General features: G+C 63.8%; 24 protein-coding genes. 18 read left to right on the forward strand and 6 right to left on the reverse strand.

What is annotated here, in order from left to right; genetic code table 11:
* Positions 1-237 precede the first annotated feature (237 nt).
* On the reverse strand, positions 238-1,257 hold the full coding sequence (locus tag QRN51_RS03320) for a LacI family DNA-binding transcriptional regulator (RefSeq protein WP_284988616.1): 1,020 nt from the start codon (positions 1,255-1,257) through the stop codon (positions 238-240).
* Positions 1,258-1,442: 185 nt separating this feature from the next.
* Here QRN51_RS03320 and QRN51_RS03325 point away from each other — a divergent pair, with 185 nt between their 5' ends.
* From QRN51_RS03325 to QRN51_RS03350, 6 genes are all read left to right on the forward strand, one after another.
* On the forward strand, positions 1,443-2,798 hold the full coding sequence (locus QRN51_RS03325; RefSeq protein WP_059388497.1) for an ABC transporter substrate-binding protein: 1,356 nt from the start codon (positions 1,443-1,445) through the stop codon (positions 2,796-2,798).
* Between the two features lie 12 nt (positions 2,799-2,810).
* Positions 2,811-3,806 (forward strand): carbohydrate ABC transporter permease, encoded by a 996-nt coding sequence (locus QRN51_RS03330; RefSeq protein ID WP_284988617.1) that lies wholly within the window; start codon positions 2,811-2,813, stop codon positions 3,804-3,806.
* 83 nt (positions 3,807-3,889) lie between these two features.
* Positions 3,890-4,723, forward strand: coding sequence for a carbohydrate ABC transporter permease (locus QRN51_RS03335; RefSeq protein WP_307052942.1), 834 nt, complete (start codon positions 3,890-3,892; stop codon positions 4,721-4,723).
* 2 nt (positions 4,724-4,725) lie between these two features.
* On the forward strand, positions 4,726-5,571 hold the full coding sequence (locus QRN51_RS03340) for a sugar phosphate isomerase/epimerase family protein (RefSeq protein ID WP_284988621.1): 846 nt from the start codon (positions 4,726-4,728) through the stop codon (positions 5,569-5,571).
* The gene (locus tag QRN51_RS03345; protein WP_284988622.1) at positions 5,568-6,782 is read left to right on the forward strand and encodes a Gfo/Idh/MocA family protein; all 1,215 of its coding nucleotides are present in this window, start codon (positions 5,568-5,570) and stop codon (positions 6,780-6,782) included. Before QRN51_RS03340 ends, QRN51_RS03345 begins: the two co-directional genes overlap by 4 nt.
* Entirely contained in the window at positions 6,779-7,690 is a 912-nt protein-coding gene (locus tag QRN51_RS03350) for a sugar phosphate isomerase/epimerase family protein (protein WP_284988623.1), read from the forward strand. Before QRN51_RS03345 ends, QRN51_RS03350 begins: the two co-directional genes overlap by 4 nt.
* A gap of 80 nt (positions 7,691-7,770) precedes the next feature.
* On the opposite strand, the gene QRN51_RS03355 is transcribed toward QRN51_RS03350, so the two are convergent.
* Entirely contained in the window at positions 7,771-8,412 is a 642-nt protein-coding gene (locus QRN51_RS03355) for an NADPH-dependent F420 reductase (RefSeq protein WP_284988624.1), read from the reverse strand.
* A 127-nt stretch (positions 8,413-8,539) separates the two neighbouring features.
* Here QRN51_RS03355 and pyrE point away from each other — a divergent pair, with 127 nt between their 5' ends.
* Together pyrE and QRN51_RS03365 are read left to right on the forward strand one after the other, a co-directional pair.
* Positions 8,540-9,112, forward strand: coding sequence for an orotate phosphoribosyltransferase (gene pyrE / locus QRN51_RS03360; protein WP_268023778.1), 573 nt, complete (start codon positions 8,540-8,542; stop codon positions 9,110-9,112).
* 67 nt (positions 9,113-9,179) lie between these two features.
* Entirely contained in the window at positions 9,180-10,229 is a 1,050-nt protein-coding gene (locus QRN51_RS03365) for a thioesterase domain-containing protein (RefSeq protein WP_284988625.1), read from the forward strand.
* A 10-nt stretch (positions 10,230-10,239) separates the two neighbouring features.
* On the opposite strand, the gene QRN51_RS03370 is transcribed toward QRN51_RS03365, so the two are convergent.
* Together QRN51_RS03370 and QRN51_RS03375 are read right to left on the reverse strand one after the other, a co-directional pair.
* Positions 10,240-10,917, reverse strand: coding sequence for a tyrosine-protein phosphatase (locus QRN51_RS03370; protein ID WP_284988626.1), 678 nt, complete (start codon positions 10,915-10,917; stop codon positions 10,240-10,242).
* Between the two features lie 17 nt (positions 10,918-10,934).
* Positions 10,935-11,765 carry an HAD-IIA family hydrolase gene (locus tag QRN51_RS03375; protein ID WP_113990628.1) on the reverse strand — a complete coding sequence of 277 codons (831 nt, stop codon included), beginning with the start codon at positions 11,763-11,765 and terminating at the stop codon, positions 10,935-10,937.
* 133 nt (positions 11,766-11,898) lie between these two features.
* Here QRN51_RS03375 and QRN51_RS03380 point away from each other — a divergent pair, with 133 nt between their 5' ends.
* The 3 genes from QRN51_RS03380 (at position 11,899) to QRN51_RS03390 (ending at position 14,195) form a co-directional block, all read left to right on the forward strand.
* On the forward strand, positions 11,899-12,588 hold the full coding sequence (locus QRN51_RS03380; protein WP_502870845.1) for a TrmH family RNA methyltransferase: 690 nt from the start codon (positions 11,899-11,901) through the stop codon (positions 12,586-12,588).
* Positions 12,589-12,684: 96 nt separating this feature from the next.
* Positions 12,685-13,776: a class II fructose-bisphosphate aldolase gene (gene fbaA, locus QRN51_RS03385; protein ID WP_268819367.1), complete on the forward strand. Its 1,092-nt coding sequence runs from the start codon at positions 12,685-12,687 to the stop codon at positions 13,774-13,776.
* Complete coding sequence (locus QRN51_RS03390; RefSeq protein ID WP_059388503.1) at positions 13,776-14,195, forward strand: DUF3151 domain-containing protein; 420 nt, start codon at positions 13,776-13,778, stop codon at positions 14,193-14,195. The genes fbaA and QRN51_RS03390 overlap by 1 nt, the downstream gene beginning before the upstream one ends.
* Positions 14,196-14,339: 144 nt before the next feature.
* On the opposite strand, the gene QRN51_RS03395 is transcribed toward QRN51_RS03390, so the two are convergent.
* Positions 14,340-14,972, reverse strand: coding sequence for a uracil-DNA glycosylase family protein (locus tag QRN51_RS03395; protein WP_059388504.1), 633 nt, complete (start codon positions 14,970-14,972; stop codon positions 14,340-14,342).
* Positions 14,973-15,241: 269 nt separating this feature from the next.
* Positions 15,242-16,933: a phospholipase C gene (locus QRN51_RS03400; protein WP_284988627.1), complete on the reverse strand. Its 1,692-nt coding sequence runs from the start codon at positions 16,931-16,933 to the stop codon at positions 15,242-15,244.
* Between the two features lie 373 nt (positions 16,934-17,306).
* Between QRN51_RS03400 and QRN51_RS03405 the strand changes: the two genes are divergently transcribed.
* From QRN51_RS03405 to QRN51_RS03435, 7 genes are all read left to right on the forward strand, one after another.
* Positions 17,307-18,596, forward strand: coding sequence for an adenylosuccinate synthase (locus QRN51_RS03405; RefSeq protein ID WP_284988628.1), 1,290 nt, complete (start codon positions 17,307-17,309; stop codon positions 18,594-18,596).
* A gap of 393 nt (positions 18,597-18,989) precedes the next feature.
* Positions 18,990-19,544 (forward strand): RNA polymerase sigma factor, encoded by a 555-nt coding sequence (locus QRN51_RS03410; RefSeq protein WP_284988629.1) that lies wholly within the window; start codon positions 18,990-18,992, stop codon positions 19,542-19,544.
* Positions 19,541-20,335 (forward strand): NADH-quinone oxidoreductase subunit E, encoded by a 795-nt coding sequence (locus QRN51_RS03415; protein WP_284988630.1) that lies wholly within the window; start codon positions 19,541-19,543, stop codon positions 20,333-20,335. The genes QRN51_RS03410 and QRN51_RS03415 overlap by 4 nt, the downstream gene beginning before the upstream one ends.
* A gap of 12 nt (positions 20,336-20,347) precedes the next feature.
* On the forward strand, positions 20,348-20,773 hold the full coding sequence (locus tag QRN51_RS03420; protein ID WP_284988631.1) for a CoA-binding protein: 426 nt from the start codon (positions 20,348-20,350) through the stop codon (positions 20,771-20,773).
* A 71-nt stretch (positions 20,774-20,844) separates the two neighbouring features.
* Positions 20,845-21,687, forward strand: coding sequence for a polysaccharide deacetylase family protein (locus QRN51_RS03425; protein WP_284988632.1), 843 nt, complete (start codon positions 20,845-20,847; stop codon positions 21,685-21,687).
* Between the two features lie 26 nt (positions 21,688-21,713).
* Positions 21,714-22,115 carry an MmcQ/YjbR family DNA-binding protein gene (locus QRN51_RS03430; RefSeq protein ID WP_284988633.1) on the forward strand — a complete coding sequence of 134 codons (402 nt, stop codon included), beginning with the start codon at positions 21,714-21,716 and terminating at the stop codon, positions 22,113-22,115.
* A gap of 82 nt (positions 22,116-22,197) precedes the next feature.
* On the forward strand, positions 22,198-22,827 hold the full coding sequence (locus tag QRN51_RS03435) for a hypothetical protein (RefSeq protein ID WP_284988634.1): 630 nt from the start codon (positions 22,198-22,200) through the stop codon (positions 22,825-22,827).
* Positions 22,828-22,945 lie beyond the last annotated feature (118 nt).

Genomic DNA, 22,945 nt, shown 5'->3' on the forward strand with positions numbered 1-22,945 from the left:
CGCTAATCGAGGAACGCTCGCTCATGATGTGAGCGAGGGTCGCGCCAAAACGCACTATAAGTGAGCGAGCGTCCTGGGAGGGGCTGCGCCGTCGTGTGTCCGGGCTGTTTGTCACCACCCCCGAGCTACTTCGACGATCGCTCGCTCAGATATGGGCGCTAATCGAGGAACGCTCGCTCATGATGTGAGCGAGGGTCGCGCCAAAACGCACCATAAGTGAGCGAGCGTCGGTGGGGATTACGACGGCGCGGTGCCCGTCGATGCCCGGACCGTGAGGTGCGTGGGCATGACCGCCAGGCGCCGGCTGGTGCCGCCATATTGGGGATTGAGCCTGGACAACAGCATGGAGACGGCCACTCGCCCGGCCTGTTCAATGGGCGACGCCATGGTGGTCAGGGGAGGGTTGCAGAAATCGGCTCCGAAGATGTCGTCGCAGCCCACAATGCTCATGTCATCGGGCACCCGAATACCGCGTTCGCGCAGGCGCTGCAGCATTCCGATGGCCAGCAGGTCGTTGAAGACGATGCACGCAGTGGCCCCAGTGTGCACTGCGGCGTCCGCTGCGGCCGCTCCGGAGGTGGTCTTGGGCGCGAACGGCCCCACGCTGAACGTGGTCAGCTTCCGCTCGGTGGTTTCGTCCTGGAATGCCTGCCACCGCTTGGCATTGGACCAGGACGTGGCCGGGCCTCCAACGAAGCAAATACGTGTGTGCCCCAGCGAGACCAGATGTTCCAGCGCCTGGATGATGGCTGACGGCGTATCGATCACCACGGTGGGTGCGATAGCCGGAGCCCGGTTGATGGTGACCAAAGGCTGCTGTGCCGCCGCCTCGGCCAGCTGCGCATCCGTCAGGCGGGACGCGGCAAGAATGAATCCGTCTGCCGAGCGGCGCATTTTCTGCAGGGCATCTGCTTCCATCTCCGCTGATTCCTCGGTGTCTACGAGCAATTGCGTGTAGCCGGCGGCCTTCAACTGGTGCTGCGTCCCACGGATGATGTCGAAGTAGAACGGATTGGTGATGTCCGGAACCAGGACGGCAACTGTCTGGGTGCGTCCGGAGCTGAGCCCGCGGGCCTGGGAGCTTGGAATGTAATTCAGTTGCGCGGCCGCTTCTTCGATCCGCTCGCGCGTTACCCGGTTCACTCGGCCGGGATTGCTCAGGGCCCTCGAGACTGTTGATGTTGCCACTCCCGCAAGCTCCGCCACATCGCGGATAGTGGGCTGCCTGCCTGGTGACTGGAGCTGGAGTTCTGCCATCGCCTAGGTGTTCCTCATCTGCCGCAGCCGCTCTTCAACGAGTGACTTGTCCCACAATTGCAGCACCGATGACAATTTTTGGCAATCGCTTGTCATCGCTGTTGCGCTTCCCTAGACTCGGAGAAATCACCCGATGTGACGCGCACCACGCCAATGAGGCCATCGGGTCTCCAGGGAGGAAAACAATGAAGTTTGCATCGTCCGCCAAATTTGCCGCTGTTGTCGTAACAGCCGCCCTAGCTCTGACCGCCTGTGGAGGCGGAAGCACCAGCTCCGGGGGGAGCGTCGGGCCCGTCGACGGGAAGGGCAAGAAGCTGAGCGTCCTGACAGGCGTCAACAACCAGTACTCTGCCCAGCAAAAGCAGTGGTTCACCGACATTGCGGCCAAGTTCAAGGCCCAGACCGGTGCCGATGTCGAATTCGAAACGTTCGCGTCGGCCAACGACGAACTGACCCGCATCCAGACCTCCGTCGTCTCCGGACAGGGACCCGACGTCTACAGCCTTGGCACCACCTTCACGCCCACCGCGTACGCAACCAAGGCCTTCGTGACGTTGTCCGACGACGACTGGAAGAAGGTAGGCGGGAAGGACAAGTTCAACCAGGCCGCCCTCGGAATTTCCGGCCCGGACGCCCAGCACCAAGCGGGCATTCCCTTTGTCAGCCGGCCGTTCGTGATGGCCTACAACAAGGACATCCTGAAAGCAGCCGGAATCGACAAGCCCGCCACTAGCTGGGACGAGCTCGCAACCCAGGCCAAGAAGATGACCGACGCGTCCACCGGCACCTTCGGCCTGGCCACCGGGTACAAGGACAACTTCGACCCCTGGAAGTTCATCTGGGCCATGTCCGTCCAGGCAGGAAACCCGCTCGTGGACGGCAAGACGCTCAAGCTTGACGACCCGGCCGTCAAGAAGGCCTATGAAACCTACTTCGGTTGGCTTACTAAGGACAAGATCGTCGATCCGGCTTCCATCGGGTGGAGCAACAGCAACGCCGTTGCCGCCTTTGCCTCAGGCAAGGCCGGATACCTCATGATGACGACGTCGAGTTCCCTCCCGACGCTCGACAAGTCGGCTGTCGCGGGCAAGTACGCCTACACGGCCATGCCGACGACGGCCCCGGGCCAGTCCTCTCCGCAGGGCGACGGGGCGAATGCGGCCAGCATCCTGTCCGGTGACAACGTGGTTGTTGCCGACTACTCGAAGCAGAAGGACCTTGCCTTCGCTTACATCAACCTGATCACGTCCAAGGACGAGCAGTTGAACTACCAGAAGATCTTCGGAGACCTGCCGGCCAACGCCGAAGCCCTGAAGGCCCTGAGCAACCCCGCGCTCCAACCGGTTGCCGATACCGCGGCGAAGTCCAAGGCCACGCCGTTCACCGGAGCCTGGGGCGACATCCAGCTCGCTCTCCTCAACGTCGTGGTCCAGTCGATCCCTGATCTCTCCAAGGGTTCCGTGGACGACTCGAGCCTCCAGACGCGCCTCAAGGACGCACAAACCAAGGGCCAGGCCTCACTCGACCGGGCATCGAAGTAAGTAGGAACTGACATGTCCACCGATTCATTGACTGCGGGCAAGTCCACGCGCCGCAAGTCGTCCCGCGCTGCCAAGCCGGACCCGCAGTCACCGAATGACACTTCCCGGCGCCGCAAGGGGCTGAGCGAACGCAACCGCCCCTTGTGGATGCTGATTCCAGGCGGCCTGCTGATGACAATCATCATCGTAGTGCCGCTCCTGCTCGGAATCTTCATGTCGGGGCTGGACCTGGACCAGTATTCGCTGCGCAAGTGGGTCAGCGCTCCGTTCATCGGAGTCCAGAACTTCGTCGAAGCGCTGACCGCATCGCCTTTGCTGCACGCCATCTGGCTCAGCGTCAGCTACTCCTTGCTCGCCATGGTGGTCACTATCCAGCTCGGCATCGCCGGGGCAGTCGCCACCCAGAACGCGTTCAAGGGCCGGGCAGTGATCCGTTCCATCTTCCTGATCCCCTACGTCCTCCCTTCTTTCGTGGTGGCGACGGTGTGGCGGACCATGTTCCAGCCGGGCAGCGTCATCGACTCCATGCTGCATTCGGTGGGCATCGACCCCGGACTGTGGCTCAACGGTCCCCAGTCGTATTGGACGCTCATCCTTGTCCAGATCTGGGCGTCGTGGCCGTTTGTCTACCTGCTGGCTTTGTCCGGGCTCCAGTCCGTGGACCATGAGGTCCACGAGGCCTCGGCCCTTGACGGCGCCCTGTGGTGGAACAAGCTCCGCTACGTGGTGTTCCCTTACCTGAAGGGTCCGCTCTCCTTGGCATTCCTGATCGGCATGCTGCACCACATCAACAACTTCACCTTGCCGTTCGTCCTGTTCGGGGTACCTGCTCCGTCCGATGTGGAACTGCTCCCGATCCTCACCTACGTCACCAGCTTCCAGAGCTTCCGGTTCGGGCTCAGCGCGGCCATGGCGTTCATCTCGCTGATCCTGATCGCGATTCCCTTGTTCGTCTATCTGCGTGCCGTCAAACTCGACGACGCCGAAACTCCCGGAGGCAAAAAGTGAGCACCGCAACTACCGCCGTCGGACGCAAATCGAAGGAGGACTTCCGTCCGGGCTCCAAGCGCCAGCATGAAGTCACCCGGCTCATGCCAGGGCCGATGCTCGCCATCATCCTGACTCTGTTGTGTGCCCTGGTGCTGATTCCGGTGGCGTACATCTTCCTCGCGTCCGTGAACTCGGACATCGGCGTGGCCAGGGGCGAGTTCTTCCCGTCCAGTTTCTCCTTTGAGAACTACTCGACCATCTGGACGAGCGTTGGACTGGCCACCGGCTTGGCCAACAGCGTGCTTGTGGCCGGTTCCACCGCCGTGGTCTCCGCGCTCATGTCGATCGCCACCGCCTACGTCCTGGTCCGCTACCAGTTCCGCGGCCGCTTGACGATCCTTCGCGGGCTGCTGGGACTCCAGTCGGTTCCCGGCACCCTCATGGTCCTTCCGGTCTTCGTCCTGTTCTCTTCGTCCGCCACCTATCTGGGCATCCAGGTCATCGGCACGCAGTGGGGCTTGTTCATCACCTATTTGACGTTCGCGATGCCGTTCTCCACCTGGGTGATGGTCACCTATCTGCGCGGCCTGCCGCGCGAACTCGAAGAAGCGGCAAGGATCGACGGTGCCAGCAACCTGGGCGTGCTGGTGCGGATCATCCTCCCGCTGAGCTGGCCCGGCGTCGTCGTTTCCGGCATTTTCGCCTTCCTGCTCGGCTGGAACGACGTCCTGTTCGCCTCAGTCATGACGCGGCCGGAAAGCCAGACCGCCGCCGTCGCGCTCCAGGTCTTCGGCGCCTCGCAGGAAGGCGGCGCGATTCCCTTCTACGGCCAGATGATGGCAGCTTCCCTTGTGTGTGCTGCCCCGGTGGTCATCCTGTACCTGATTTTCCAGCGTTACCTAGTGGGCGGCCTGACCGCCGGAGGAGTCAAGTAACTATGAGCACGCCAGCTGTTGAATGGGAGCTCTCGGGCTTCGGCGACGAGATCGACGACGACCCCAAGATCCAGATTGCCGTGATGCAGGCATTGGGAGCCAAGCACATTGAGGTCCGCAGCGCCTGGGGCACCAACATCGTGGATCTGGATGACGCACAGCTTCGTGAATTGAAGTCCTTGCTGGATGCCGCGGACATGAAGGTTTCCGCGATCGCCTCGCCGATCGGGAAAGTGGACGTTTCCCTCCCCGTCGAGCACGAGGTGGAAAGGCTCCGCCGGGCAGTCAACGCCGCACAGGTCCTGGAATCCCGCTACATCCGGATCTTCTCCTTCTACTACGGCGAGGACGTGGCGGTGGAGAGCATCCGGGAGGCGGTCATCGAACGCATGCGTGCCCTTGCGGACGTGGCGGAAGAGTCCGGCGTCGTTCTTCTGCACGAGAACGAGAAGGACATCTACGGAGACATCCCCGAACGGGTCCTGGACATCATCGAAACCGTGGCCTCTCCCGCGCTGAAAGTGGCTTGGGATGCCGCGAATTTCGTCCAGGTGGGCGTCAAGCCTTTCGAGGACGGCTACGCCAAGCTCCGCCCGCACCTTGAGTACCTCCAGGTGAAGGATGCCTTGTTCTCGAACGCCCACGTGGTCCCGGCAGGCGAGGGCGACGGCGATGTGCTCCGCACGGTTGAGGCCCTGAAGGCCGACGGATACACCGGTTTCGCGAGCCTTGAGCCGCACTTGGCCGGCGCCCACGGACTGGGCGGTTTCTCCGGCCCGACGGCGTTCGGGATCGCAGCGAGGGCGTTCGCGAAAGTCCTCAATGAAGCAGGAGTGGAGACGAAGTGAGCGAGGCCTCAAACGCTTCCGGCGCGGAGATCCGGGCCGCAATCGTAGGGTGCGGCGTGATCGGCCGCACCCACTCGGCCGCGGTCCGCGAATTCCCGGAGATCGTCATCACGGCCCTTGTGGATGTGGTTTCCGAGGCTTCCGAGGCGCTCGCCACCAAGATCGAAGCCCAGGGCGACCCGAGGCCGGCAGTCTTCCTGACGCTCGCCGAGGCGCTCGCCGCTGTACCCGTGGACCTGGTCATCGTCTCGACGCCCAGCGGGCTGCATATCCAGCAAGCGCTGGAAGCGCTCGACGCCGGCAAGCACGTGGTGATCGAAAAGCCCCTTGACGTTGACTTGGTCAAGGCGGACGAGATCCTGGCCGCGGCCAAGGCCGCCGAGGCCAAGGGCTTGGTGGCCACGGTGATCAGCCAGCACCGCTTCGATCCGGCCAGCCGGGTGGTGGACGAGGCCCGCCGAGCCGGACGCTTCGGTACGCTGACCTCGGCCGTCGCCTCGGTCAGCTGGTGGCGGAGCCAGGGCTACTACGATTCGGGCGCGTGGCGCGGAACCTGGGCCATGGACGGCGGAGGCGCCATCATGAACCAGGGCGTGCACACCGTGGACCTGCTCTTGTGGTTCCTCGGCCGGCCCCTTGAGATCAGCGCCAAGACCGCCCTTCTCGCCCACGAAGGTGTTGAAGTGGAGGACACCGCCGTAGCTACCGTCACCTTCGAGTCCGGGGCCCTTGCCGTGCTGCACGCGACGACGGCGGCGTACCCTGGCTTGACGGTCCGCCTCCAGGTGATGGGCAGCAAGGGTTCCGCAGTGATCGACAACGACGACCTCGCGTACTTCCACGCATCAGACGCCGCCGATCCTTCGGAGAGCAGTGCGATGGGCATCCTCGGCGGCGGGAACCAGGCCGCCGTCGAGCTCGCCAAATACCCTGACGACACCGTCGAAGCACTGGATCCCACAGTGTACCCGGCTGGACATGTCCGGCAGTACCGCGACATCGTCGCGGCGATCCGGGAAGGACGCCCCGCGGGCGTTACCGTCCGGGACGCCGTGACCGCCTTGGCCACGGTGCGCGCCCTGTATGTCTCGGCAACCCTGGGCCAGCCGGTGCTGATCGACGATGTCATAGCGGGCAAGTACAACAACGTGGAGGTCCGTACCGGCGGGGCTGCTTCCCACCCGGACGCCCGCGAGGAGGTATCGGCATGAAGTTCTCCGTCTTCACCGCATCCACGCCCGAGTGGTCGCCGCAGGAAGCCGCCACCAAGCTCGCCGCCCAAGGGTGGGACGGCATCGAATGGCGGGTCACGGACCAGGCAGAGGCAGCAGAACCGGGCTTCTGGGCAGGGAACCGTGCCACCTGGCCCATGACGGGCCTGGAAGATTCGGTCCCGGAGATTGCCCGGCTCACCGCCGATTCAGGGTTGGAATTCTCCGGCCTCGGCGGCTACGCCCGCTGCGACAACCACGACGACGTCGATCGGGTCCTCGCGGCGACAGCGGCCTTGGGTGCCAGGCAGGTCCGGGTGAACGTGCTGCCGCTGGGCAACTCGAACATGGGCGGCCCGGAACCCACAGGCCTGCCCTACCCGGAACTCTTTGCCGCCACCCGGGAACACTACGAGTGGGTTGCTTCCCGTGCAGCACACCACGGCGTCAAAGCCCTCGTGGAACTTCATCATGGAACCGTGACGGCGTCGGCCTCCTCGGCCCGTCGATTGTTGGAAGGCCTGGATCCGCGGCATGTCGGCGTTATCCACGACCTCGGCAATCTGCTGATCGAGGGCTGGGAATCACCTTTGCCTGCCCTCCAGCTCCTCGGCCCCTATTTGGCACATGTCCATGTGAAGAACGCCCGCTGGGTCCGAACCGACTCGAAAGACGATTCGGGTGCGGCCGTGTGGGTCAACGAATGGGCCCCTCTTGCCGAGGGCCAGGCGAGTGTCCTCGCCTACTTCCGGGCGCTCGCTGACGTCGGCTACGACTCCTGGGTCACACTGGAGGACTTTTCCACCGAGCTTCCGTTGGAGGAACGGACGGCGTCCAACTTGGCTTATGTCCGGAAGGCAGCCGCCTTGGCGGGGTTCGCCGTCGTCGATCCCGCTTCTGCATCCTGACCGGTCCGGGCGTCCACGATTAAGCACAGCAGCCGCTTGCCTTTCGGAGGCAAGCGGCTGCTGTGTTGTTTGGAGGTTGCTCAGATGGTGCGCGGTGCCTTCGCCAGGTTGTCCTTGAGTTCGGCAGCGTTCTGCCGCACCACGTAGGCCGGGCGGTCACGCTCCACGCGCCAGCTCTCATCGAGCGGGCCGATGTTGACGGTGTCGAAACCGAACTCGTCGTAGAGCTTCGCCACGAGTTCCGCCGCCTCGGGGTAGTCGCTGGCGGTGGCCAATGCGCGGCGGTTCTCGGCGCCTGACGGGGAGCCGTCAGTGCCGATCTCCTTCGCCATGATGTGGTTGAAGCCCTTGGCGACCTTGGACGTGGGCAGGTGCTTCTGCAGCAGGCCCGACGTGGTGGCCTCGCCCTTGTCGAGCTCCGGGATGCGGCCGTCCCGCTCCCAATAGTAGTTGTTCGTGTCGATCACAATCTTGCCCGCGAGCGGTTCCACGGGAATGTCCTGGTAGCTCCTGAGCGGAACGGTCACGACGGCGAAATCGCCCGCCGCTGCTGCCTCGGCCGGTGTTGCGGCCCGGGCATGTTCGCCAAGCTCCGCCACCAGTTCCGCCAGGGTTTCCGGTCCCCGCGAGTTGCTGATCACTACGTCATAGCCAAGCTCGACTGCTTTGCGGGCGACTTGGCTGCCAATGTGTCCTGCACCGATGATTCCGATTGTTGTCATACGTGGGGGAACACCGCCTCCCGCGCAGATATTTCACAGGTTACGGCGGGTGACGTGCCGGCGCCGTGGACAGTGCATGACGCTCGCCATTCCCTTGCGTCGAACGGCTTTACGTAGAATGGGCACCATGACTCCCGCTGTTGACACTGCCGCTGCCCGTGCCCGCCTCCTTGAATTGATCAAAGAACTGGCGGTTGTCCGCGGCAAGGTGATCCTTTCCAGTGGTGCCGAGGCGGACTACTACATCGACTTGCGGCGCATCACCCTCCACCACGAGGCTTCGAAGCTTGTTGGCCAGGTGATGCTCTCCATGATCGACGACGCCGGAATCGCCGTTGAGTGCGCCGGTGGCCTGACGATGGGTGCGGACCCGGTCGGGACCGCCGTGATGCACGCCGCGGCCGACGCCGGCCGCGCGGTTGACGCCTTCGTGGTGCGCAAGGCCCAGAAGTCCTACGGCATGGGCCGCCAGGTTGAGGGTCCCTCAGTGGAAGGCCGGAACGTCGTGGTTCTCGAGGACACCTCCACCACCGGCGGCTCGGCACTGACCGCCGTCGAGGGCGTCCGCAAGGCCGGTGGCAACGTGGTGGCCGTGGCCGTCATCGTGGACCGCAACACTGGCGCCAAGGAAAAGATCGAGGCCGAAACCGGCGTGCCGTACCTCTTCGCCTTCGGCAAGGACGAGCTGGGACTCGACTAACTCTGCCAAGGCCGGGCGGGTTTGAGGGGACCGTGTGCCCGTCCGCCGAAGCGCCTAAGCTGGCTGCGTGAACTATCGGGCGGGGAAATTCCCTCGGAGGCAGCAGCGCTGGCAGGACCCGGGCTCCCTTGCCCGGGTGCTCCGCCAAGCCGCCGAGCTGAAGAGCTTTTCCCGCCGTTCCTTCCTGATTGGAGCCGGTGCTTCCACGGCCCTCGCAGCGGACATGCTGTTCACCCGCCAGGTCCAGGCGGAACGCCGCACCACCAAGATCCTCCCGGTAGGGGACGATTTCGCGGAGTCGTACTACCCCAACTCGAGTTGGATCCTCTTTCCCGGCTATAAGACGAGCTGGGAAGAGGCCCAATGGATCCTCAACTCGATCCGCGGTTCGCTCCGGCAGCGCGGCCAGATGGCCGCCGTCGGATACTCCAACCTGGGGATGGAAGTCACTGAGGTGGTGGACGCTGTGCTCGCCTATATCAATGAGCGCAAGCTGAACACCCTGTATTTCTACGGCCACAGTTTCGGCGGGATGTTGGCCACTGAGGTGGCCGCACGCCTGCGTGAACGCAACGTCAGCGTCAAGCTGATCCTGTTGGATTCCTCGCCGTTCAGTAAGTACGACATCCTCGACCAAAGCTGGTTCGACGGCGTCGTGTTCTTGTACGAGAGCGGCTTCCAGGTTCCGTCAGTCCTCCGCGGCGGCTATGAGCTGGGCGAGCGCGTGGTGAACAAGCACGAACGCACATGGGGGCAGATCTGGGACCAGACCTTGGAGCAGCTCTCGCCGATCGCGCCGTCGAGCGTGCTGATCCAGAGCGAATCGGACTACATCTACCACTTTGACGGCACACGGTTTGTCGACGGGCTGGGAGACACCCGCATGGCCTTCATCGGAAACCCGAACGACGACACCGTGAACTACGAAACCGCCCGGGCCGCGTGGGCCAAGGTATTCCCCCTCAACATCGCGTCCACGGGCCGCAGGACCGACGGCGCCCGCCCCGCCCATGCGAGCCCGCAGTGGAATCCCTTTATCTACAATCCGATCATTGAGGACCTGGAGAACGAGCTGTTTCCGCTGCCCCGGGCCGGCTCGCGGGTGGTGTTCTACTGACGGTGCCTCCCTACCTGCGCCGCAGTCCGTCCAGCTCGGAACCGCTGAGGCCGGCGACGCGCAAGTAATCCGCCGCGTCGCCGAACTCGTGCCCGAAACGGTCCAGGAAGTATTCCATCGCGGCTTCGGGGGATTGCAGCAGCATGAGCGAGGGACTGAATGCCTCCTCCGGAACCTCGGGGACAGCCAGCCGCCAAGCTGCTGACATGGTTTCCAGCATTGTGGGGAGGGCCGCGGTGCTTGCGGCGTAGTCCGCCACGACGGCCGCGCGGTCAGCGCCCGTCGCGAGGAGCGCCAGAGCGGATACGACGCCGGTGCGATCCTTGCCGAGCGAGCAGTGGATGAGCGTCCGCTTGCCCTGGGCCGCGGGACGCAGCGATTCGGCCACCCAATCCGGGCGGGCGCGAACCCACCCAAGGTACAGCTCGCCAAGGTCTTCGGCCGTGTGGATCGATTGGAGCCCAGCAGAAGCGGTACGCGGATCGAGGGGGTTCTCCACGAGCTCCACCGCGCCGTTGGCAAGTTGCCAGGGCACGATGGCGCGCTCGTACGCGCTCCGGAGATCCACGACGGCCTGGATGCCATGACGTTCCAGGAACGCGGCCGTCGCCGCGGTGCCCATGCCAAATGGCTGGCTGCCCCTCAGGATACGGCCACCGGCCAGGGACCGGAGGTTCAGCACAGCCATGGCACCGGCCCTTCTTCTTAGATCTGGTTTTTGAGGTCCGCTACCGAGTTCAGGACCTGGTTCGGCCGGAACGGGAAGGCCGCGATGTCCTCCCGCTGGGTGATGCCGCTGAGCACCAGGACCGTGTGCAGCCCGGCTTCCATGCCCGCGATGATGTCGGTGTCCATGCGGTCACCGATCATTGCCGTGGTCTCGGAGTGCGCGTCGATCTGGTTCATCGCGGAACGGAACATCATGGGGTTTGGCTTGCCCACAATGTAGGGCTCGCGGCCGGTCGCCTTGGAGATGAGCGCGGCGATGGCGCCGGTGGCGGGCATCGGCCCGTCCTTCGAGGGACCGGTGGCATCCGGGTTGGTGGCGATGAAACGCGCCCCCGCGAGGATCAGCCGGATGGCCATGGTGATCGCTTCGAAGGAGTAGGTGCGGGTTTCGCCGAGCACCACGAAGTCCGGGTTCTGGTCGGTGAGGATGAAGCCGGCCTCGTGCAGCGCCGTCGTGAGCCCTGCCTCACCGATGGTGTAGGCGCGGTTCCCGGACTCGGAGCCCTGCACCTGGTCCTTGAGGAACTGGGCCGTGGCCAGGGCCGATGTCCAGATGTTCTCTTCCGGGATTTCCAGGCCTGAGGAGCTCAACCGGGCTGCCAAGTCCCGCGGCGTGAAGATGGAGTTGTTCGTGAGGACGAGGAATCGCTTGGAGGTGTCCACCCAGCGCTGGATCAGTTCAGCCGCTCCGGGAACCGCTTGGTTTTCGTGGACAAGGACACCGTCCATGTCCGTGAGCCAGCATTCGATTTCATGTCCGTTGCGGTAAAGGGCTGAGCTCTTGGGGGCCTCGGTTGCGTTCTCCATGCTTTTCCTCCGCGTAGTGGCTGCTTCTCGTCCCAAGTCTTTCATCTTTCGGTCTCCGAGACACCCGGGTGTCCTGCGTTACGGGGCCGGGTATCGGCGCCGCATGCGGCACTGGCCGGGCTAGGGTTGAGGAGTGACTGACCGGCCCCAGAACCCTGCCCCCACCAACCTGTCGTTCGTCTCCTCTACCGAAGGGGAGTCCGAAGCGAAACCGGAGGTCGGCGTCGGGCCCTGGGAGGGCGACTGGCCGGAAGGCGAGCAGTGGGACCCGGACCTCCTGGCGGACGGCGACCGCCGCAACGTCGTGGACAAGTACCGGTACTGGAAGCACGAAGCGATTGTCGCGGACTTGGACGCCCACCGGCACGATTTCCACATTGCCATTGAGAACTGGCAGCACGACCTCAACATCGGCACCGTTGTGCGTACGGCCAATGCGTTCCTCGCCAAGGAGGTCCACATCATCGGACGACGCCGGTGGAACCGTCGCGGCGCCATGGTCACCGACCGCTACCAGCACGTCCGCCACCACCCCACCGTGGAGGATTTCGTGGAGTGGGCGCAGGGGGAGGGGCTGGCCATCATCGGCATCGACATCTTCCCCGATTCCGTGCCGCTGGAAACCTACGAACTTCCGCGCAACTGCATCCTTGTGTTCGGGCAGGAGGGCCCCGGCTTGACTCCCGAGGTGCACGACGCCGCCGTCGCCACTTTGTCGATTGAGCAGTACGGTTCCACGCGGTCCATGAACGCGGCGTCGGCCGCGGCCATCGCGATGCACGCCTGGATCCGCCGGCACAACTTCGGCCAGCGCGTGTCTTGAGTCAGCCTGTCCTGAGAGGACCCGGAGGCAAAAGGTCCGCAAGTGTTACCCGTCTCCGTGACCGGAAACACGGTGTCGGATTCTTCAGTCGCTAGGATGGTGCCTAGCCGTATAGGTCTACTCCAGGGTCAACAAAACCCACAGACGAAAATCAGCATAGGAGTCAGCATGCCCATCGCAACCCCAGAGATTTACTCCGAGATGATCGACCGCGCGAAGGCCGGTGGATACGCGTTCCCGGCAGTGAACGTGACCTCGTCGCAGACCCTGAACGCCGCCATCCGCGGCTTTGCCGAGGCCGAATCGGACGGCATCATCCAGGTCTCCACCGGTGGTGCTGCCTACTGGTCCGGCGCCTCCGTCAAGGACATGGTTGCCGGCTCCTTGGGTTTCGCGGCTTTCGCCCGCGAAGTCGCCAAGAACTACAACGTGAACATCGCCCTCCACACGGACCACTGCCCGCAGGACAAGCTGGCTGATTTCGTCCTGCCGCTGCTGGCCGCTTCCGAGGAAGCCGTCAAGGCCGGCAAGGACCCGATCTTCAACTCGCACATGTGGGACGGTTCGCACGAGACCCTGTCCGAGAACCTGCGGATCGGCCGCGAACTCCTGGAACGCGCAGCTGCGGCCAAGATCATCCTCGAGGTTGAAATCGGCACGGTCGGCGGCGAGGAAGACGGCGTCGAGAACGAGATCAACGAGAAGCTCTACACCACCACCGAAGACGCCCTCGCCACCATCGAGGCACTCGGCGCCGGCGAGAACGGCCGCTACCTGACCGCCCTGACCTTCGGCAACGTGCACGGCGTGTACAAGCCGGGCAACGTCAAGCTCCGCCCCGAACTGCTCAAGCAGATCCAGGCCGAGGTCGGTGCCAAGATCGGCAAGACCAACCCGTTCGACCTCGTCTTCCACGGCGGCTCCGGCTCCACCGAGCAGGAAATCGCTGACGCTGTTTCCTACGGCGTCATCAAGATGAACATCGACACCGACACCCAGTACGCGTTCACCCGCCCGGTTGCCGGACACATGTTCTCGAACTACGACGGCGTCCTGAAGGTCGACGGCGAAATGGGCAACAAGAAGACCTATGACCCCCGCGTCTGGGGAGCCTCCGCCGAAGCCGGCATGGCTGCCCGCATCGTGGAAGCCGCAAAGCAGCTCGGTTCGGTAGGCAAGACCTTCTAATGTCCGACGAATTCCGCAAGAACCTGATGGGCCCGGAGCCGACGCTTCTCCCTGCCGAGACCGAGGTGTACCAGCACCTTGCCTTGGGGCAGGAGGCCCTGGACCTCGTGGCCAAGTACCCCACGTCTTCGTTGCTGTGGGCGATCCTGGCCGAAGAAGCCTGGGCTGACGGCCGGACCATCGATTCCTATGCGTATTCCCGCGTGGGTTACCACCGCGGACTGGATTCGCTGCGGCGCAACGGTTGGCGCGGCGTCGGGCCCATCCCGTGGGAGCACGAGCCCAACAGGGGATTCCTGCGCGCCCTGTACTCCCTCGGCCGGGCGTCGGCTGCCATCGGCGAGGCTGAGGAACCGGAGCGGATCGAGAAATTCCTGAACGACTCCGATCCCGCCGCGAAGGCAGCGATCGAAGGCTAGGACAAGTGAATTAAACGCCGACGGCGGCCTCCCACTCAGGTGGGCGGCCGCCGTCGCGCTTTCCCCACCCAACTAACTCGCAGTTAATGTCGTTATGAGGCGTCATAACGACAACAAATGCGAGTCAGTTGGGTCGGGCGGGTCCTATGAGACCGGGGTGAGGCCGGTCCGGGCCATGGCCTCGGCGTAGGCGCCATGAATGAGGTCCAGGTACTCCTGCTGGCGCGTGGGGGAGCCGGCGAAGGAACGCCCACCGAGCGAGCGGACCTTGAATGTCTTGAACCCGCGGCGGTGGATGCTCTGCGGAGCAGCCTTCATCAGCTGGTCTGCCAATCGATGGGCTTCATTGCCGTGGGCTACCAGCACGGACGTGCGCGGCACGATCGCCAGCAGGCGCAGGAGCGGTTTGAGGCCTTCGGTGATGTTGGCAGGAGTCAGCTTGCCCGGTTCGCCGTCGGGCTCGATCCACGGGTAGACGTTCCACGGCATCATGAGTTCGGGACGAAGGCCCAACTGCCACTGCATGCCCACCATGCGGGTGGTGGCATCCGCGTCACCCGGGACGATGAAGCCCGAGCCCTCCGTGGTGCGGGTGTTGGAGAAAAGGCTGATGATGCGGCACTCGTCAACGCTGTGGACGGGGTCCACGTAGAGGACTTCGCTGCCCGGCTTCTGTTCTTTGAGGGAATCGCAAAGCCCCGTGACCTCGGCGATGTGGGGTTCGAAACGTCGGTTCCAGAGCTGCTCTTCGCGTGTTTCAGTCGCCAGGTCTTGCATATGGGCTTGGGTCTCCTACGTGTAGCGAGGCGCACTTATCCGGCCGGGAGCGGTTTGCCGCGACCGGTCAGATTGGGTGCAGTGTTGGGGGCTGGTTAACTCTACCGGAACGGCGGTGAGCTGTGGGGTGAATCGGGACTTCTGTGGTGGGACTCTCGACGGCGGGAGCCGGCTTCCGGGCATGGACCGGGCCGTGCGCTAGGCCGTACGTTAACGGAAACGGCACCATCCCGATGCATTCGGGACGGTGCCGTTTCGGAAGTACCTTGCTACTGCTTGTTCTCGTTCTGGTCGTCGCTTTCCTTGGTCCGGGAGACCACGGTGCCGTTCGATTCGTTGAGGATAAGCTTCACGTCCCGCGCGTTGTCAAAGTTGAACATGGCGTTGATGGAGCCGGCCTTGGCGTCCGCCGAGGAGTCGCCGATCTGGCCGGTGTGCCAGTTGTCCTCGATGAAGCGAAGGATGGATGACTGGTCCGTCTGGGTGTGGTCCACGAAGTTCTTCTTCGCGAAGGGCGAGATCACCACGAGCGGCTGCCGGGGGCCGGGGCCGCAACGGTCCGCATAGCCTCCGGCCATCGGGACACCCTTGTTGTACGCGTTGAGGCACCATGCGGCGTCGTCAGTGGTGTTGGAGGAGTTCTTCACGCCAGCCGCGACGTGGTCGTACCAGCCATCGGAGTCATCGTAGGCGAGGACGATTGCGGTGTTTTCCCAGTTCTTCGAGTTCTGGATGGCGTTCACCTGCTGCGTGATGAACTTCTGCTCGTCCAGGGGATCGGAGTAGCCGGCGTGGCCGTCCTGGTAGTTACCCGCCTTCAGGAAGGAGACTGCAGGCATGTTGTCCGAGTTGACCACCTTCGCGAAGTCCGTGGTGTCGTACTGGTGGTTGGCCTGGCCGTTGTGTCCGATTTCGTCCACGCTGGCCGGAGCAAGGTGGTGGGGGTTCGACGTTGACTTGTAGTACTGGAACGGCTGGTGGTGCGGGTTGTAGTCAGTCACCGCGGCACCCGCGATGTTGGTGTGGGTGGTCATGCAGGCTGCCGGGGTGGTGTCCGTGGCCGGCGTCGTCGGGGCGAAGCCGCCCTGGAACCAGCCCCAGCTGACGCCCTTGTCGTTGAGCAGGTCGCCGATGTTCTTGCCCTGCATGCCGGCGAGGTTGTTCTTGCTTGCGTGGCTCTTGTTGGAGCAGTCGTCGTAGACCGGATCCGGGTCTTCCGTCATGGTGCCGACGCCGTTCGCGTCAGGGAACTTGACCGTGTAGTCGCTGCTTGCCGGCTTGACGGGCTGTCCGGCGGCGGTGAATTCGGTGACGCCGTGGGTCTGGCCGGACACGAGGTTGAGCGCGCCGGGGCTGGACGGGCCGAAAACGGTGCTGAAGTGTGAGTCGCTCATGGCGAAGTTCTGGGCGTAGTTCCAGATCCCGGTGACGGTGTTGCCGTCGTAGTAGTCCATGGTGAGCCCGGGACGCCCGAACTGGCCACCCGAACAGGTGTCCATGCTCGTGTTCTCGACGAACTTGTTCATCAAGCCACCGTTGTAGGCCTTCTGCTCCGCGGTGTATTCGTGGTCCTGGTCGCACGTGATTGCCTGGCCCGGAGTCAGCCGCTGGGGCTGGACCGAGTTGGGATTGTTAGGTGCCAAGAGCTTGTCGTTGGCGAGGGTGGCGATGTTTTTCGGCGTGTTCTTGGCCGCCGTGAACGCGGGAGCCGCTGCGCCGCTTCCTTGCTGGGTTTCGCCTGCCGTGTTGGCTGCCTGCGGATACGTCGCGAAGTAGTGGTCGAAGGAGACGTTCTCGCCGAAAATTACGACGACGTGCTTGATAGGCGTCGCGGTGTCCTTGTGGTCGTTATTGGCCGAGGCCGGCGTCATGCCGAACCCGATCAGGCCGGCAGCGATCGTGGATGCTGCGAGTGCGCTCACTCCTGCCGTGGACAAGAGCCGCTTGTTGCGAAAATTCATCGATTTCCCTTCAGATTCACGGAAGTGCCCGCTGGGGGTGAGGATTCACAAAGAATGTAGCCGCTCGCCTGGGGCCCGAGGGCCGTTTTGGAGGCTCGAAGCGGACTGTTTGGGAAGAGTTCACATTCTGCTCACGGGGAACTTGGAGGGTGCCCTCCCTGTTTTCATGTCGCCTTCCGACCGTGTGACAACAGGTCCAAGAGCCGCATCGGCTAAACTTGGCTGGTAAGAGCCCCGGAACTCTTGCTGATCCCGCCGATGAACTTTTGCGAAAGTCTGCGGGCAGGACCGAAAGATTCGGGGCGTTCTCATGTACGGCGCTGAGCCTTGGTGATCCCGCCAGGACCGGCCCGAAAGAATGGGGGAGGATCCCATGCCAGCTATCGTGATCGTCGGAGCCCAATGGGGCGACGAAGGCAAAGGCAAAGCAACCGACCTGCTCGGTGGCCGCGTTGACTACGTGGTCAAGCCCAACGGCGGCAACAACGCCGGGCACACCGTTGTGGTGGGCGGTGAGAAGTATGAGCTCAAGCTCCTTCCTGCCGGCATTCTGAGCCCCAACGCGATTCCGATCATCGGCAACGGCTGCGTGGTGAACCTTGAAGCGCTGTTCCAGGAGATCGATGGCCTGGAAGCCCGCGGCGCCGACACCTCCCGATTGCGTGTCTCCGCGAATGCCCACCTCGTGGCGCCGTACCACCAGGTGTTGGACAAGGTCACGGAGCGCTTCCTCGGCAGCCGCGCCATCGGCACCACAGGCCGGGGCATTGGCCCGGCCTACATGGACAAGGTGGCCCGCCTGGGTATCCGCGTGCAGGATGTCTTCGACGAATCGATCCTCCGCCAGAAAGTGGAAGGCTCGCTGCGCCAAAAGAACGAGCTCCTGGTCAAGGTCTACAACCGCCGCAATGTGGTGGTGGACGAGATCGTGGATTACTTCCTGTCCTACGCCGAGCGCCTGCGGCCGCTGGTCATTGACAGCACGCTGGTCCTCAACAACGCACTGGATGAGGGCAAGGTGGTCCTCATGGAGGGCGGCCAGGCCACGTTCCTGGACGTCGACCACGGCACCTACCCGTTCGTGACGTCGTCCAACCCGACCGCCGGCGGCGCGTCCGTTGGCTCGGGCATCGGACCCACCCGCATCTCCCGCTCCATCGGCATCATCAAGGCCTACACCACCCGTGTCGGCGCCGGCCCGTTCCCCACGGAACTCTTCGACGAGATGGGCATGTACCTGCAGAAGACCGGCGGCGAGTTCGGCGTGAACACCGGCCGCCCACGCCGCTGCGGTTGGTACGACGCCGTCCTGGCCCGCCACGCATCCCGCGTCAACGGCTTCACGGACTACTTCGTCACCAAGCTGGACGTCCTGACCGGCATCGAGCAGATCCCGGTCTGCGTGGCCTACGACGTCGACGGCGTCCGCCACGACGAAATGCCCATGACCCAGACCGAATTCCACCACGCAGTGCCGATCTTCGAGTACTTCGACGGCTGGACCGAGGACATCACCGGCGCCAAGACGCTCGAAGACCTCCCCGAGAACGCCCGCCGGTACGTGCTGGCCCTCGAGAAGCTCTCCGGCACGCGCTTCTCCGCGATCGGCGTCGGCCCGGACCGGGACCAGACGATCGTGGTGCACGACCTCATCGAGGACTAGTCACCAAAGCTAAATCACGACGTCGGCGGGTCGCCCTTTCAGGGGTGGCCCGCCGTCGTGCGTTCCGCGCCAAAAGGCACACAAAACGCCGTCGGAAAAAACTTTTGGAATCCGCGTAACCCTTTGGGGTGCCCCGACGATTACCTCTTTGAAAGGCCGAGCTGAAATTTGTCCCCCATCATGTTTCAGCTCGGCCCTTTTCATGTCTGAAGGGGTTTCGTGGATGTGCAAAAAGTCCGGGAGAGGCAGGTCCCCGGAACCGAAGGCTGGTCCTTGGGCATAGCGGGAGCAGCGGTTAAGCTAGGTGAGGTTGCCCGGCCCTGCCGCGTTTGGGCGGCACCGAGGATCTCGCATGGATCCGGACATTCGCTCCCCAACGAAAGCCACGCTTCAGTGACCGACGCCTTGACCGATGCAGCATTGCTGGCCCTTCGCGGCCGCGAAGCTGAACTGTTCAGCGCCGTCTACCAGGCCTTTGCGGGCCAGGTGCTCGGTTACCTGACGGCGAAAGGTGTCTCGGATCCCGAAGCTGTCACACAAGACGTTTTTCTTGCCGTCCTGCCTCGCGTCGAGACGATCACGGGCGGCGTCAGCGGTCTGCGGACGTTCGTGTTCTCGGTGGCCCATGCGCGGATGGTGGATGACCACCGCCGTCAAAGCAGGGCACCTGAGCATCACGAGTTTGAACCTGAACGTGACACGCGCCAGTCGAGTTCGGCAGAAGCCGAAGCGATGAACCGCGTGGCGCCCGGGGAAGTCATGGCGCTGCTGGACCTCCTTGGGGAAGATCAGCGGGAAGTCCTGACCCTTCGTATTGTTGCCGGTCTGACCGTTGACCAAGCAGCCGAAATCATGGGGAAAAGCCAAGGCGCAGTCAAACAACTGCAGCGCCGGGCGTTGAATTCACTCCGCGAGCACTCGGTAGTAAAGGAATACGTGGCACCATGATGCGTTGGGATTGCAAGGACATTGACCGCGACGCGGTCATCCTCGAGCTCATGCTTGAGGCTGGCCTCACGGACGCCCCTGAAGTCACGGATTCGTTGAAGGCACTGGAATCGTTTGCCTCCATGCCGGCGCCTGTCCCCGGGCCCGCGCTCGCGGCGATGTTGGCTGGCTCGGCTGTGGGCGAGACTCTTCCCCTCGACGAGCTCGGCAAGCGGCGTCAGTTGCGCAAGCATCGCCCCGCCGTTATTGGTGCTGCGGTCCTGACCGCCATGGGCCTGGGTGTTGGTGGCGTTGCGGCCGCGAGCGGCGGATTCAGCAAGGGAACGCCGGAATTCATGCAGACGCTGATCTCCGGCTGGGCGCCCGCTTGGACCACAGCTCCGCCGTCGCTGGTACCTCCGGCCCCCGCCCAGGACTCCCCGAAGGTTACGACGCACCCGGCGCCCGTTGACCTGCCGCCGGCGCCCCCGGTGGCGGGCCCCTCGGCGGATCCCGTGGTCACTGCTCCAGCTGGTACTGGCGAGGCGGCGCACGCGCCGGAAGCACCGGCGGCCGGTCGGGCTCCGGCAAGCCAGCCAACGCAGGAGCAAGCCCCGAAGGCAGCCCACACCGAGCCTAAGAACGATTCTCAGGGAATCCTTCCGCAGCCCAAAACTGCCATCCCATCAGCCCCCACGGCGAAGGACCTCCAAAACGGAGTGCAGCAAGCAGTCGAGAACACCCAGGACGACGTGTCCCTGAAGCCTGCCGGGCCCTCGCTGCGTTGGCTCCTTGGACTGCTGTCCCGCTAGTAGGCTGAAGCTATGACACATGTCAACGATCCGGCAGTCATAGACCGGCTGATGCGAACAAAGGGCCGCTGGGCCATCGTGGGACTCAGCACGAATGAATGGCGCTCCGCGTTCGAAGTAGCCCTCTATATTCGCGACACCATGGGCATGGAGATCATCCCGATCAACCAAAAGGGCGAAGACGTCCACGGCGAAACCGGGTACAAATTCCTTGCGGACGTGCCCCTCGAGAAACAGCCCATCGACGTCGTCGATTGCTTTGTGAACTCCTCGCGCGTCGGCGCGGTCGTGGACGAAGCGATTGCCGTGGGAGCGAAAGCTGTGTGGCTCCAGCTCGGAGTCATTGACGAGGACGCAGCGGAGCGGGCCAAAGCTGCGGGCCTGGACGTCGTCATGAACGCTTGCCCGGCCCAGATGGGCTGGCGGAGCGGCATCTAGCCGTCGTTTTCTGTTAACCGGCCGCTGGTATGTTTTGGAGGCAATCACCCTTTCGAGACCAGGGAATCCCCATGTGTGACCACCATCCCTCCACCGCCAGCCGACGCACAGCGCTCGGTTTCCTCGGGGCTTCCCTCGTGGCCGGGCTGGGGGCTTGCGCGGTCCCGGGAAACCAGTCCGCGGAAAGCCCGACGGCGGCGCCCCGCACGGTAGGCCTCTCGCCGTCGTCGTCCGCAAGCGCCGCGATGAGTCCCACGCCAAGCCCTGCGGGTCCCGGGCGGCTCCGGAACCCCTTCACCCCCGACTTCACGCTGCCGCCAATCCAAGGCGGACTGGCTCCCGTGATCACCAAAATCCCCACCAAACATCCCGTGGTGTTCCTCACGATCGACGACGGACTGGTCAAGTCCCCGGAAAGCGTCCGGCTCCTCGCGGAGAACGGCTACCCGGCCACGCTCTTCCTGACGAGCAACACGGTCCGCGACAACCCCGCCTTCTTCAAGGCATTCATGGCGCAGGGGAGCCTGGTTGAAAACCACACGGTCAGCCACAACGTCAACATGACCACTCAATGGGGTTACCAGCGGCAGCTTGACGACATCGCAGGAATGCAGGATTTCGCCCTCCAGCAGTACGGCCGCAAGCCCACACTGTTCAGGCCTCCGGGGGGTGCCTATTCGACCGCCATGCGGCAAGCCGTGGCCGCCGCCGGCTTGAAGGCGATCGTTACGTGGGAGGCCAAGGCCAATGCCGGGCGGATGGACTACCAGTACGGCAATTCCCTCCGGCCCGGCGACATCGTCTTGATGCACTTCCGCCCCGAATTCGCGGCGGACTTCGAGGCCTTCCGCTCGGCGCAAGTGGCTGCCGGGCTGGAAGTGGTGCTCCTCGAGGACTTCCTGGACGTTGCGTGAGGCGATCGGTCCGCTAGTCTCGCTACATGGACGCTGCGACACTCCGCCAAATCTGCCTTGGCTTCCCCGGGAGCTATGAAGACTTCCCGTTCGGCCCGGAAACCTCGGTTTTCAAGGTCCGGGCCGCCGTATCCGGCGGATCCAAGCAGGAAGGCAAGATGTTCGCCGCATCCGCCATGGACGACCAGAACCTGGCAGTAAGCCTCAAATGCGATCCCGCCTTGGCCGTGCAACTCCGCTCGGCCCATCCGGAAATCACCGGTGCCTGGCACATGAACAAGACGCACTGGAACGGCGTGCGCCTGGATGGCGCGCTCCCTGACTCCATGGTCCGGGACATGGTGGAGGATTCCTATGACCTGGTGGTTTCCTCGTTGAGCCGCAAGCAGCAGGAGCAACTGGGCTGGGCCCGGCTCGCCAAGGACTGACACGCGGACCCCGCCTGCCGCTTCGGCTAGATTGTGAGTGGACTGCACCTTCCATCGCCTCGAAGCAATCAGGAGGAGCCAGATGCTGGAACAAAAGACCCTCGATGAGCTGTGGAATTTTGAGGACCCCGCGTTGTCGGAAGCCCGATTCCGCGAAGCCATGGCCGATCCCGCCTACGATCCCTTTGAACGGGCCGAGCTCGCCACCCAATTGGGCCGGGCAATCGGCCTGCAGGGCCGCTTCGAGGAGGCGGACGCCCTCCTGGACGGGATCGACGCCGAAGAGGAGCCCACCATTGCGGTGCGGATCCTCCTGGAGCGCGGCCGCCTGCTCAACTCCGCCGGCCACCCTGCCATGGCCGTTCCGCTCTTTGAGCAGGCCGCCGAGATGGGCGACCTCCTGGGCGAAGATTTCCTCGCTGTGGATGCACTTCATATGCTGGCTATCGCGGACTCCGGCCACCAGGAATCGTGGACGCGCAGCGCGCTTGAGTACGCGTCCGCCGTCGAGGATGCACGCACCAAACGGTGGATGGTTTCCCTGCACAACAACCTCGGTTGGGCGATGTACGACGACGGTCGCCGCACCGAGGCGATGGTGGAGTTCCAGCTCGCCGAGCAATGGGCTGAGCGGGTAGGAACCGAGCAACAGCAGCAATGGGCGCGCGAGGCTATCGCCCAGTGCGCAAAATCCCTGAATTTACGGGGCTAAAACACCCAAACGACCCCTCCGGACGGCAGAATCGTCAGATCACATTTTGACAAAAGTTGATTGAAACTGCCCTCAAATATTGCTTTTCAATCACTCGTGGTGAAGTATGTCACACGAA

It is taken from the genome of Arthrobacter sp. efr-133-TYG-120, from assembly GCF_030209785.1.
Classification (GTDB): Bacteria; Actinomycetota; Actinomycetes; order Actinomycetales; family Micrococcaceae; genus Arthrobacter.